The sequence below is a fragment of the Klebsiella sp. CD33 genome (assembly GCF_051992865.1).
Taxonomy (GTDB): Bacteria; Pseudomonadota; Gammaproteobacteria; order Enterobacterales; family Enterobacteriaceae; genus Klebsiella; species Klebsiella pneumoniae.
This window is the reverse complement of sequence record NZ_CP197023.1, coordinates 4,511,253-4,523,245: the sequence shown is the minus strand read 5'-3', so window position 1 is coordinate 4,523,245 and position 11,993 is coordinate 4,511,253. Positions and strand designations below refer to the sequence as shown.

The following is an 11,993-nucleotide window of genomic DNA, read 5'->3' as shown; positions in this document are numbered from 1 at the left end:
GCTGACGCCGCGCTCTGCCGCGCCGATGCGCAGCCGCTCGCTGGGCTACTTATGTGGTCATCATCAGCGATCCTGGCCTTAATGAAACACGCATAGTGAGAGCTACCGTTAACGCGATAGTAACAGCCGGGGCGATATTGTCCATACGAAAGACAGGGTCTTGTCGGCGTGTTATCAAAATTATCCGCACAGGGAGTATTTCACCATCTCAGAACAGCACCGGCAGACCCAGCCCACGCTTCACCTCATGCAGCGTCTGCTGTGTGAGGTGGTGGGCGCGTTCGCTGCCCTGGCGCAGCAGCTCCAGCAGCATCCCTTTATCCTGAATAAAAGTGGCCCTGCGTTCGCGGATCGGCGCCAGTAGCGTCTGCAGGCAGGTCTCCAGCTCATTCTTACACTGGCGATCGCCCAGCCCGCCGCGTTGATAGTGGGTTTTCATCTCTGCCACCCGCGCCTTATCGCTGTGGAATGCATCGAGATAGGTAAACACCACGTTGCCCTCGACATGCCCCGGATCGCTGACTCTCAGGTGCGTCGGGTCGGTATACATCGCGCTGACCGCGTGGTGGATCTCCTCCTCTGTGGCCGATAACGTCAGCGTATTGCCCAGCGATTTCGACATTTTGGCGTTGCCATCGACGCCCGGCAGGCGACTCACTTCGCTGAGTAGCGCCTTACAGTGGCGCAGCACCGGCTCGCCGGTGAGGCTATTCATCTTGTGGACGATCTCGTTGGTCTGCTCAATCATCGGTAGCTGATCGTCGCCCACCGGCACCAGCTCGGCTTTGAAGGCGGTGATATCGGCCGCCTGGCTAATCGGATAGGCAAGAAAACCCACCGGTAGCGAGCGGGCGAATCCCTTTTGGGCAATCTCATTTTTGACCGTCGGATTACGTTCCACGCGGGCGACGGTGACGATATTCATATACAGCGCGCTGAGCTCCGCCAGCGCCGGCAGGGCGGACTGCAGGCAAATAGTGGTGAGCCTGGGGTCGATGCCGACGGCCAGATAATCGGCCATGACTTCGAGGATATGGTGGCTGATTTTTTGCGGATTGCTGCCGTTGTCCGTGAGCCCTTGCAGGTCGGCGATCAGGATAAATTGCTGGTGGTTATGCTGCAGCGCGACGCGCTGGCGCAGCGAGCCGACGTAGTGGCCAAGATGCAGCTGGCCGGTCGGGCGGTCGCCGGTGAGGATGGTTTGTGGATGGTTCATCAGGGACTCCTTATCAGACTGTTCAGCCGAAAGACGTCCTGAAAACACCAAAGCCGCCTTCCGGCGGCTTTGAAAATGGAAACGTATATCGTGCCGCCTGTTATGCAGGCAGCCACCAACGGCGGGGATAGGTCACGATCGCGTTTCTGTTCATAGGGAGTATCCTGCCACGGAAGGGGCTGGAGGCGCAATCAAAAATCACATACTTTTCCTGATGTTATTTATGTGATTATTTTTCGGTAAATAACGAAGCGGGAAAAATATATTTTCTCTGCGACCCGATCATTATTCTGGAACAACAAACTATGTTGCATTTTTTTTGTGAAAAAGCTCACGCCACAGGATTATAGTATTATTATCCATATTTATAGCTGGATATTACCTGTCTGCTGTTACAGCTTGTGTTTATTCTCTTCTAAATTATTAACATTATTACAATTTCTATCTATTTTTCCGCTTTGCGTCATACCCCTGTCTGACTACAACGTATTGAGGCTAATTATTATGCATAAACGTCTGGTCGTTAATATTTTTTCATCCTTGCTGTTGGGGGCTGCGCTTATTTCCGCGCCGGTATATGCGGCGGAAAAAACCGTAGTCAATATTTCAAAAGTGGACGGCATGCCATGGTTTAACCGGATGGGTGAAGGGGTAGTCCAGGCCGGGAAAGAGTTTAACCTCAACGCCTCCCAGGTAGGGCCGTCCAGCACCGATGCGCCGCAGCAGGTGAAAATTATTGAGGACCTGATTGCACGTAAAGTGGATGCCATCACTATCGTGCCTAACGATGCCAACGTGCTGGAGCCGGTATTCAAAAAAGCCCGTGACGCCGGCATCGTGGTACTGACCAACGAATCGCCCGGGCAGCCGAGCGCCAACTGGGATGTGGAGATAATCGATAACGAGAAGTTCGCTGCTGAATACGTGGAGCATATGGCCAAGCGGATGGGTGGCAAAGGCGGCTACGTTATCTATGTCGGTAGCCTTACGGTACCGCAGCACAACCTGTGGGCCGATCTGCTGGTGAAATACCAAAAAGAACATTACCCGGACATGCATGAAGTCACCCGCCGAATGCCGGTGGCGGAAAGTGTTGATGATTCCCGCCGTACCACGCTCGATCTGATGAAAACTTACCCGGATCTGAAAGCGGTGGTCTCTTTTGGTTCGAATGGCCCGATTGGCGCGGGGCGCGCGGTGAAAGAGAAGCGTGCGAAAAATAAAGTCGCGGTCTACGGGATGATGATCCCATCGCAGGCGGCCTCTCTTATTAAGAGCGGCGATATTACCGAAGGGATCACCTACGATCCGGCGACAGCCGGCTATGCTCTCGCGGCCGTCGCCAGCACCCTGCTGAACGGCAAAACCATTGAGCCGGGATTTGAACTGAAAGAGCTCGGTAAAGCGGAAGTCGATAGCGACAAGCATATTATCCGCTTCCATAAAGTGCTGCTGGTAAATAAAGACAATATTGATTCGCTCTACTAATCCACCTTCCGGGGCGCCTGCCGCCCCGGCTTAACCAGCCAGGGGATGCTATGGAACCTTTCCTTTCCCTTCGACACGTCAGCAAAACCTTCCACGCGAACCGCGCGCTCAATGATATCAGCATCGACTTTATGCCCGGAGAAGTGCACTGCCTGGCCGGGCAGAATGGTTGCGGGAAGTCGACGTTGATCAAAATTATCTCTGGCGTCTATCGCCCGGATGAGGGCGCAGCGATGACGCTGGGCGGCAAGACGTGGCCCAAACTGACGCCAGCGGCCTCTGTCGCCCATGGGATCCAGGTGATTTATCAGGATCTGTCGCTGTTTCCCAATCTCAGCGTGTGGGAGAACATTGCTATAAACCACTATCATCGCGGCGTGCTGGTGAGGCGCAGCGAACTGCGACGCAGTGCGGAGCAGGCGATGCGCAGTATTAACGTCTCGCTGCCGCTGGATGCCGCCGTGGAATCGCTCTCCATCGCTCGCTGTCAGCTGGTGGCTATCTGCCGCGCGCTGGCGCAGGATGCCCGGCTTATCATTATGGATGAACCCACGGCCTCATTGACCCATCAGGAAGTGGAGGGACTATTGCATGTGGTGCGCCAGCTGCGTGAGAGGGGGATCTGCATCGTCTTCGTAAGCCACCGTCTGGAAGAGGTCATGGCCGTATCGGACCGCATCAGCGTGCTGAAGGATGGCAATCTGGTCGGCACCTTGCCGGCGGCAGAGGTAACCACCCGTCGGCTCGGTTTTCTGATGACGGGCCAGGAGTTTGACTATCAGGTGCGCGATCTGTGGCAGGGGCAGGGCAGTACGCCGGTGCTGGAGGTGCGCAATCTCAGCCGCAAGGGGGAATATCATAACGTCTCCCTGAAGGTCGAAGCCGGAGAAGTGGTGTCGATAGTCGGCCTGTTGGGCGCCGGGCGAACAGAGCTGTGCCTGAGCCTTTTCGGCATGACCCGCCCTGACAGCGGCGAGATCCTGATAAATGGCCAGCCGGTGCGGTTGCGTAGCAATCAGGACGCTATCCGCCACGGTATCGGCTATGTCTCCGAGGACCGTATGTCGCGCGGCCTGGTGATGAGTCAGTCGATTGAAAACAACATTATCAGCACCGTGTTTCATAAAGTGAAAGGCGCTTGCGGACTATTGAGTGATAGTAAAGCTCAGCAGCTGGTCGCAAGAATGGTCAACGCGTTGACCATTAAGGCGCCGGATACGCATCTGCCGGTGAATACCCTCTCCGGTGGTAATGCCCAGCGCGTTTCTATCGCCAAATGGCTGGCGATCTCTCCTAAGCTGCTGATCCTTGATAGCCCAACCGTGGGGGTGGATATCGCAAACAAAGCCGGGATCTATCATATCATCAGCGATTTGGCTGCCCATGGTATCGCCGTGCTGATGATTTGCGACGAGATTGAAGAGGCGTGGTACCAGAGTCATCGCATCCTGGTGATGAAGCAGGGCGAGTTGACCCATAGCTTCCTGCCGGACAGCAGTACCCAGCAGCAGATAGCGGAGGTGGTCAATGGCTAATCTGTTGAAACGACATGAATTCTGGTTAGGCATGTTCATTATTGCGCTGTGCCTGCTGCTGGGCTGGCGCAGTGAGGAATTTTTCACTTTCGGCAATCTTTACGACCTCGCTAATAACTATGCGATGCTGACCATTCTCGCCTGTGGTCTGTTCGTGGTGCTGATCGCCGGCGGGATTGATATCTCCTTCCCGGCTATGACCATTATCGCCCAGTACGGCATGGTGGTGATGCTGCAAAAAGTAGGCGGCAACTTCGCGGTGGCTTTTGTGCTTGCCGGCGGCATCGGCGTGCTGCTGGGGCTGGTGAACGCGCTGTTGGTTAATCGTCTGCGGGTGCCCTCGATCATTATCACCATTTCTACGCTCAACATTTTCTACGGTTTGCTGCTGTGGTTAAGCAAAGGTGTCTGGCTCTACGACTTCCCTCCGTGGTTTGAAAAGGGGGTTATGCTGTTCAAATATACCGATGCCGATGGTTACGATTACGGCCTGGGGCTGCCGCTGCTGACGATGATCGCCGTGGTGCTGTTGACCGCGTTTATCATGAATTTCACCACCGTTGGCCGCAAGATCTATGCCATGGGCGGCAACCGGGAATCCGCCAGCCGCGTCGGCTTCAGCGTGCTCCGCCTGCAGCTGTTCGTTTATGGCTATATGGGACTAATGTCGGGGGCCGCAGGTGTCGTGCAGGCGTGGACAGTGATGACCGTTGCGCCGGATTCACTGCTGGGCTATGAGCTGACGGTGCTGGCGGCGGTGGTGCTGGGCGGCACCAGCCTGATTGGCGGGCGCGGAACTCTCACCGGTACGCTGCTGGGGGTGATTTTACTGGCGGTGATGCAGAACGGCCTGAACCTGCTAGGGGTCTCCTCCTACTGGCAGACCCTGATCACTGGGGCGATCATCGTCGTCAGCATCAGCGTAACGGCATGGAGCCAGCATCAGAACCGGAGCTTGTTATGAAAAAATCATGGCGCAATAACGTTGAGTTTTACCTGATCGGCCTGCTGCTGCTGATGGTTATCGCCTTTAGCATCGCCATGCCAAACATCTTCTGGTCTGTCAGCAATTTCCAGTCGATTGCCTCGCAAATGCCGGTGCTGGGGATCCTGGCGCTGGCGATGGCCATGACTATGCTTTGCGGCGGCATTAATTTGTCAATTATCGCGACGGCTAACGCCTGCTCGCTGGTGATGGCCTGGGTGGCGACGAGCTATCCGCCTGGGGGCGCTACCGCGCTGGCGACGCTGCTGGCCGGCGGAGGGGCGGCGATGATCATTGGCCTGTGCAACGGGATATTGATCGCCGGGATCCGCGTTTCGCCGATCCTGGCTACCCTTGGCATGATGACCCTGCTCAAAGGGATAAATATTCTGATCACCGGCGGCAGCGCCATCGCTAACTATCCGCAGTGGGTGCTGTGGCTGAATCACGCCCAGTGGTTCGGTATTCCGCTGCCAATGTGGCTTTTTGCGGTGGTGGCGGCCGGGCTGTGGGTGCTGCTGGAGAAAAGCCCGCTGGGTCGGGCGATCATGTTGATCGGATCCAACGAACGGGCGACCCATTATTCCGGGATCAATACCCGGCGGGTGTTGATGTGGGTATATGTCATCTCGGCCCTGCTCTGCGCGGTGGCTGCGTTTCTGATGATGTCGAAGCTGAACTCAGCCAAAGCATCTTATGGGGAATCGTATTTGCTGGTGTCGATCCTCGCGGCGGTGCTTGGCGGCGTGAATCCGGATGGCGGTAGCGGGCGCATCGTTGGGATGGTGCTCGCGCTGTTCCTGCTGCAGATTATTGAGAGTGGGTTCAATATCCTCGGTATCAGCCCCTATCTGACGATGGCGCTGTGGGGCGTATTGCTGCTGTGCTTTATCCAGGCGCGAGGCATGCTGGGACTGGAGAGAGCCGGGTAAATGACCCGTCCTCGGGGGTGAAGACGGGATAGCCAGTTATTCGCTACGCAAATGCACCGCCAGGCCGCTTTGCCCTGGCGCCAGCTCCGGGCGCAGCGTCAGCGACGGGATCAGATAATCGCCATGATTCTGGCGGCGGAATGGAATGGGCTCGGTTTGCCACAGCGTGTCCAGCCGCTCGGCCAGGGCGGCGCACTGATCGGCGAACTGCCCGGCATCGGTTTTATCCGTGCGGTAGAACACCAGCGGGGGAAGCACCTCAAAGCCGGGATAGAACAGCATACCGTGCTGAATGGGGAACAGGATGTCGTCGATGGGGCCATTGATCCCGCGCGGTGAATAGTGTTCCGCCCAGCCGCCGGCGGTGACGATCAGCATCGCCCGCTTGCCGACGAAAGTGCCTTCCCCGTAGCGATCGCCCCAGTGGCGGTCGCTGTGCTCGCCGACGCCATAGGCAAAGCCCCAGGCGTACACCCGGTCGATCCAGCCCTTCATGATGGCGGGCATCGAGAACCACCATAGCGGGAACTGGAAAATCACCGTATCGGCCCACAGCAGCTTTTCCTGCTCGGCTACGATATCCGCACTTTGGGTGCCCTGGGCAAAGGCCTGTTTGGAATCGAGGGTCGGCCGCCAGAACTCGCCGACCGGCGGGGCGCCGCTATCGTCGGCGTCATATCCGGCCTTCCAGCGCATGGCATAGAGATCGGAAACCTGCACTTCATGCCCGGCCTGCTGCAGATGGCGGATGGCGAAATTTTTCAGCGCGCCATTGAGCGAGCGCGGTTCCGGATGGGCGTAAATCAGCAGTACTTTCATAATATCACCTCTGGCGTATGGAGATCTGCAGAGTAGGAAAGCTGACGCTATAGTAGAAATTAATTACTTAAATTCCCGGTATAGTCGTGATTAATTTACAGCGTCTGGATCTCAATCTGTTGCGCACCCTGGATGTGCTGCTTAGCGAAAACAACGTTACCCGGGCGGCGCAGCGGCTGAATCTGTCGCAGCCCTCGGTAAGTATTCAGCTCGCCAGGCTGCGGGAGATTTTCGCCGATCCGCTGCTGATGCCGGGCCCGCGCGGCATGCAGCCCACCGCCCGCGCCGATGAGCTTCGCCAGCCGCTGCGCGCCGCATTAGCCGCGCTGGAGCAGGCGGTGGCGCCGGTCAGCCCTTTTGATCCGGCCACGGCGGCGGAGACCTGGCGGGTGGCGGCGACGGACTATATGGCCTCGGCGATCCTCCTGCCGATGCTGGCTGGGTTACGCCAGGCCTCTCCCGGCAGTCGGCTGGCGGTATTCGAACTGCAGCCTGCGCGGCTGGAGCAGCAGGCGGCCAACGATACAGTAGATCTTTTCTTTCATACCCGTGAGGGCGCGCCGCCGGGGCTGCATCAGCGCCTGCTGTTTCGCGAACGCTACGTGCTGGCTGGCCGGGCGGAACATTCGGCGCTGCGGCCTGGGCTTAGCCTGGAAACGTTCTGTCAGCTGGAGCACGTGATCTTCTCCCCGGACGGGGGCGGCTTCAGCGCGGCGACCGATATCGCGCTGGCGAACCTCGGACTGACGCGGCGGGTTGTCCTTTCCGTGCCACATTTCCTGTTTATGCTGGAGACCCTGCGCAATAGCGATCTGGTGGCGGTCCTGCCGGAGCGGCTGGTGCGCGGGCAGAGCGGGCTGGTGGTCGTCGAGCCGCCGCGGCGGTCGCCGGCTTTGAGATGCTGATGCTGTGGCACGAGCGCTGGCACCGCGACCCGGCGCATCAATGGCTGCGTCAGTTCATTGTGAATTCACTGGAGGAACAGACATGCTGAGTGGACTGAATCACCTGACCCTGGCAGTCAGCCAGCTGGCGCCGAGCGTGGCGTTTTATCAGCAACTGCTGGGCATGACGCTGCACGCCCGCTGGGACAGTGGCGCCTATCTCTCCTGCGGCGATCTGTGGCTGTGCCTGTCGCTGGATCCGCAGCGGCGCATCACCCCGCCGGAAGAGAGCGACTACACCCATTATGCGTTTAGTATTAGCGAAGCCGATTTTGCTAGCTTCGCCGCCCGCCTTGAGGCTGCCGGCGTGGCGATCTGGAAGCTGAACCGTAGCGAAGGTGCCTCGCACTATTTCCTCGATCCCGATGGCCATAAGCTGGAGCTGCACGTCGGCAGTCTCGCCCAGCGTCTGGCCGCCTGCCGCGAACAGCCGTATAAGGGGATGGTGTTTTTTGACCAGTGAAGCTGATTTGCGGACGCGAGGTAACCCGTAGCCCCGGTAAGCGCAGCGCCACCGGGGAGATGAGCGTCGTGTATTAACCTTCGAGGTTTAGTTCGACATTGCGCTTGAACACCAGGAAGCCCATCAGCGCGCACAAGTTCGTCAGACGGCTGAGATTATTACTATTGCCGTCGAATCGGAGGCTGGAAACCAGAGATATCAGCGCCACATGCAGGGGGATGTAGGTATTTTTAGTCGCAGGCGTACCTTCGCCAGCAGCGGCTTATCACCCGCCATCCTGCAGTAAACTTAGTGCAGCGTGTTAATATGATGCTGCTTAAAATTCTCCGCCTGCGCCAGTACGCCCATATACACATCATCATTCGCCACCGGTGGAAATTTATGCTTATGCAGTAACAGAATGAGTTCCACTTTCAGTTTCGCTTTAATGTCATCACGCTTGCTCCAGTCCGGATACTTCGAGGTGTTATCGACCACCGCCTTCATCTCTTTCGCCAGCGCCAGCATCTTGTCGTCCTCATAGGTGAACTGATACTTATCGCGCATATGCGCCAGAATGTCGTAGAAGGCTTTCTCTTCGATATCAATCCCCATTTCGGCGTAGGTACCCATTTCGGTTTTGATATCGTAGATAATATCGGTCATCTCCTGACTGAAAGAATCAAACTCTTCACCGTTGAGAACATCATCTTCCCGGCGTTCGTTATATTTATCCATAATCGACTGAAAACGACGGGTGAAATTGATCCCCTGAAGCTGGTTGATCTTTTTAAAGTCGCTGATGGCTTTTTCCAGCAGCTTTTGCAGCAGCTGAATTTTGGTTGCCGGCAGTTTTATCTTATTAATGCGCGCCAGATAATCGTCGTCGAAAATATCGATCGACTCTGCTTTCTTATCGCCAAGGAAAAACAACTCTTCCACGCCGTCGGCCTTTAACGCATCGGCAATCATCTCGCGTACGCGAGCGTTCATCTGCGTGACATCCGGCGCGTCGCCTTTGGTCAGCTTGAAGACGATGGAGCGTACGGCAATATAAAAGTGGATGTAGTCGCGCTCGGCCTGCGAAAGCGCTTCGCTGCCGCAGCAGACGTCGTAGGCCGCTTTCAGGCGCTTCACCAGCCCCATAAAGCGGCGCTCTGTCTTCTGAGTGCGCATGACAAACTCTGCCGCCTGATTCAGGCAGGCCAGCTGCGCCTGCGGTTCTCCTGTGAAGTAAGCCCGGCTGTCGAAGTCGTGCAAAACCTGCGCCAGCAGTTCGAGATGGTTTTTCACCTCAATCACTGACTGCTGGATATCTTCAAAGTTAGTGGCGTCAATGCGGGAATACATCGCCAGCGCCTGGTTCATCTGGCGCTTAATGCCGATATAGTCGACGACCAGCCCTTTACTTTTGCCTTCCAGCTTGCGGTTAACGCGGGAGATGGTCTGGATCAGGTTATGCTTTTGCAGCGGCTTATCGATATAAATAGTGTCCAGCTCCGGTACGTCAAAACCGGTCAGCCACATGTCCACCACGATGGCGATTTTGAAATTCGACTTCGCGTTTTTGAACTGTTTATCCAGCTCTTTACGGTACTCTTTACTGCCCAGCAAATCGTACAGTTCTACGCTATCGTCTTTACCGCGCGTCATTACCATTTTGACCATTTCGGACGGCTGCAGCTCTTTCGCCTCCTGCCCGGTCAGTTCAACCCCATCAGGGGCCTGTTTAATTTCAAACCATGCCGGACGAAAGTCTTTCAACTGACGATAGAAGTCCCAGGCAATCTCCCGGCTGGCGCAGACAAACATCGCCTTGCCTTTCACCGTTGAGCCTTCGGCGACACGTTTTTCATAGTGCCTGGCAAAGTCTTCCGCCAGCGCCTTCAGACGGTCTTCATCACCAAGAATGGCGTTCATGGTGGCGCTGGCTTTTTTGCTCTCGTCGATTTGCCACTCGTTGGTTCCGGCGTCGGCGCACTCTGCGTAGTACTTTTCCACCTCTTCCAGCTTGCGGGCGTCGAGGATGACCTTCGCGGCGCGGCCTTCATAGACGATGCGCACGGTGATCTCATCCTGCACGGATTCGGTCATGGTGTAGCTGTCGACGATGTTGCCAAAGACTTCCATCGTGGCGTCGATAGGGGTGCCGGTAAAACCAACATAGGTGGCCTGCGGCAGCGAGTCGTGCAGATATTTGGCGAAACCGTAAGTTTTGCGCACCTTGCCGCTCTCTTTATCGACGATCACTTTCTGATCGAGGTTGACCTGGCTGCGGTGCGCTTCGTCGGAAATACAGATGATATTGCTGCGCCCGGAGAGCAGTTCAGTGTCTTCGGTAAATTTATGGATAGTGGTCAGGAAGACGCCGCCGCTGTTGCGACCGGCCAGCTTTTCCCGCAGATCCTCACGGCTGGTGACGGGCACCACGGTCTCGTCACCAATATAGTTTTTGGCATTGCACATCTGCGCCGAGAGCTGATCGTCCAGATCGGTGCGGTCGGTGATCAGCACGATCGTCGGGCTGGCGAACTCGACGCTTTTCATCAGCAGACGGGTTAAGAACTGCATGGTGTAGCTCTTGCCGCAGCCGGTCGCGCCAAAGTAGGTGCCGCCCTTGCCGTCGCCGTAAGGTTTACGCGCCCGTTCGATGCTGTAGTACAGCTTGCGCGCCGCATAGTACTGCGGGTAGCGGCAGCAGATTTTTATTTCGTGTTTGGCCTTATCCGGGAAGCAGATAAAGTTTTTGATCACGTCCAGCAGGCGGACCGGATGAAACAGCCCCTGAATCATCGAATGCAGGGAGGGGATGCCGTCCTGCTCGCGGTTTTCATTGCCGGTAACTTTGCGCCACGAGTAGAAATACTCATACGGCGCAAACAGGTTACCCATGCGGTTATTGACGCCGTCGCTGATAATGCACAGCGCGTTATAGACAAACAGCTGCGGAATATCGCGGCGATAGCGGGTGCAGAGCTGCTTATACGCATCGCCAATATTGGCTTCCTGCTCGCGCACCGCGCTTTTAAACTCAAAGACCACTAACGGCAGGCCGTTGATATACAGGATGGCATCCGGAATACGCGGCTGGTTTTCTTTGCCGGTGATGGTCAGCTGATTGACGATTTTCACCCGGTTCAGCGGCTGGATAAGATAGCTTGCCGGGGGCTCAGCAGCATGCTGCAGCGGCATGTCTTCGGTATCGAACAGTTCACGTAGTGCCGCAGAAAGATGCCGGGTATCGAGCAGTTCGATATAGAGATCTTTCTGCTGACGATCGTCGCGTTTAAACAGGAAACCGTTGGCCAGCCAGGCGCAGAAGGTTTTATTGCTTTCGTAAAGATCGGAGGCGGGCAGCGTGGTGAGCTGCTTAATCAGCCGCTGGATCTCCTCTTCGGTGATGCCGTCGGCCTGATAGCGGGCGGCGAGGTAATGGCGAAGATCGTCTTCAATAATCACCTGATCGAGGCTGGAACGCGGAACATCATCGCCGATCAGGTGCTGATAGCCTTGATCCTGTAGCAGTTCAATAATGGCTTGTTCTAACTTCGCTTCACTGAATGAGAGATGCATATTTCGCTCCGGCCCTGGCTGTTTTTCTGGTAAAGGTTCCTGTAACAGAGAAAACCTTA

At 56.3% G+C, this 11,993-nt stretch carries 8 protein-coding genes and 1 pseudogene; 6 read left to right on the top strand and 3 right to left on the bottom strand.

Going from position 1 to position 11,993, the window contains the following annotated elements:
• Positions 1 to 208 precede the first annotated feature (208 nt).
• The gene (trpS, locus tag ACR809_RS22180) at positions 209 to 1,216 is read right to left on the bottom strand and encodes a tryptophan--tRNA ligase (RefSeq protein WP_031592140.1); all 1,008 of its coding nucleotides are present in this window, start codon (positions 1,214 to 1,216) and stop codon (positions 209 to 211) included.
• 504 nt (positions 1,217 to 1,720) lie between these two features.
• Here trpS and ACR809_RS22175 point away from each other — a divergent pair.
• Genes ACR809_RS22175 through ACR809_RS22160 form a run of 4 tightly spaced genes read left to right on the top strand, consistent with a single transcriptional unit; the run spans position 1,721 to position 6,156 of the window.
• Positions 1,721 to 2,704: an autoinducer 2 ABC transporter substrate-binding protein gene (locus ACR809_RS22175; protein WP_002887349.1), complete on the top strand. Its 984-nt coding sequence runs from the start codon at positions 1,721 to 1,723 to the stop codon at positions 2,702 to 2,704.
• 50 nt (positions 2,705 to 2,754) lie between these two features.
• Positions 2,755 to 4,239, top strand: a complete 1,485-nt coding sequence (locus ACR809_RS22170; protein WP_004177552.1) for a sugar ABC transporter ATP-binding protein — start codon at positions 2,755 to 2,757, stop codon at positions 4,237 to 4,239.
• The gene (locus ACR809_RS22165) at positions 4,232 to 5,203 is read left to right on the top strand and encodes an ABC transporter permease (protein WP_004177551.1); all 972 of its coding nucleotides are present in this window, start codon (positions 4,232 to 4,234) and stop codon (positions 5,201 to 5,203) included. The genes ACR809_RS22170 and ACR809_RS22165 overlap by 8 nt, the downstream gene beginning before the upstream one ends.
• Positions 5,200 to 6,156 (top strand): ABC transporter permease, encoded by a 957-nt coding sequence (locus tag ACR809_RS22160; protein ID WP_002887352.1) that lies wholly within the window; start codon positions 5,200 to 5,202, stop codon positions 6,154 to 6,156. The genes ACR809_RS22165 and ACR809_RS22160 overlap by 4 nt, the downstream gene beginning before the upstream one ends.
• A 36-nt stretch (positions 6,157 to 6,192) precedes the next feature.
• On the opposite strand, the gene ACR809_RS22155 is transcribed toward ACR809_RS22160, so the two are convergent.
• Positions 6,193 to 6,975 (bottom strand): NAD(P)H-dependent oxidoreductase, encoded by a 783-nt coding sequence (locus ACR809_RS22155; protein ID WP_004177550.1) that lies wholly within the window; start codon positions 6,973 to 6,975, stop codon positions 6,193 to 6,195.
• Positions 6,976 to 7,061: 86 nt separating this feature from the next.
• Here ACR809_RS22155 and ACR809_RS22150 point away from each other — a divergent pair.
• Together ACR809_RS22150 and fosA are read left to right on the top strand one after the other, a co-directional pair.
• A pseudogene (locus tag ACR809_RS22150) lies at positions 7,062 to 7,969 on the top strand (LysR family transcriptional regulator).
• Entirely contained in the window at positions 7,963 to 8,382 is a 420-nt protein-coding gene (fosA, locus tag ACR809_RS22145; RefSeq protein ID WP_016531125.1) for a FosA5 family fosfomycin resistance glutathione transferase, read from the top strand. Before ACR809_RS22150 ends, fosA begins: the two are co-directional and overlap by 7 nt.
• Positions 8,383 to 8,670: 288 nt before the next feature.
• Here fosA and ACR809_RS22140 read toward each other — a convergent pair whose 3' ends face one another.
• A complete protein-coding gene (locus tag ACR809_RS22140; RefSeq protein WP_117250441.1) occupies positions 8,671 to 11,934 on the bottom strand; it encodes a type I restriction endonuclease subunit R in 3,264 nt (1,087 codons plus the stop codon).
• Positions 11,935 to 11,993 lie beyond the last annotated feature (59 nt).

Bases quoted from the DNA above. Each gene is read 5' to 3' on its own strand.
- trpS (WP_031592140.1), bottom strand. From the start codon at position 1,216: ATGAACCATCCACAAACCATCCTCACCGGCGACCGCCCGACCGGCCAG.
- ACR809_RS22175 (WP_002887349.1), top strand. From the start codon at position 1,721: ATGCATAAACGTCTGGTCGTTAATATTTTTTCATCCTTGCTGTTGGGG.
- ACR809_RS22170 (WP_004177552.1), top strand. From the start codon at position 2,755: ATGGAACCTTTCCTTTCCCTTCGACACGTCAGCAAAACCTTCCACGCG.
- ACR809_RS22165 (WP_004177551.1), top strand. From the start codon at position 4,232: ATGGCTAATCTGTTGAAACGACATGAATTCTGGTTAGGCATGTTCATT.
- ACR809_RS22160 (WP_002887352.1), top strand. From the start codon at position 5,200: ATGAAAAAATCATGGCGCAATAACGTTGAGTTTTACCTGATCGGCCTG.
- ACR809_RS22155 (WP_004177550.1), bottom strand. From the start codon at position 6,975: ATGAAAGTACTGCTGATTTACGCCCATCCGGAACCGCGCTCGCTCAAT.
- fosA (WP_016531125.1), top strand. From the start codon at position 7,963: ATGCTGAGTGGACTGAATCACCTGACCCTGGCAGTCAGCCAGCTGGCG.
- ACR809_RS22140 (WP_117250441.1), bottom strand. From the start codon at position 11,934: ATGCATCTCTCATTCAGTGAAGCGAAGTTAGAACAAGCCATTATTGAA.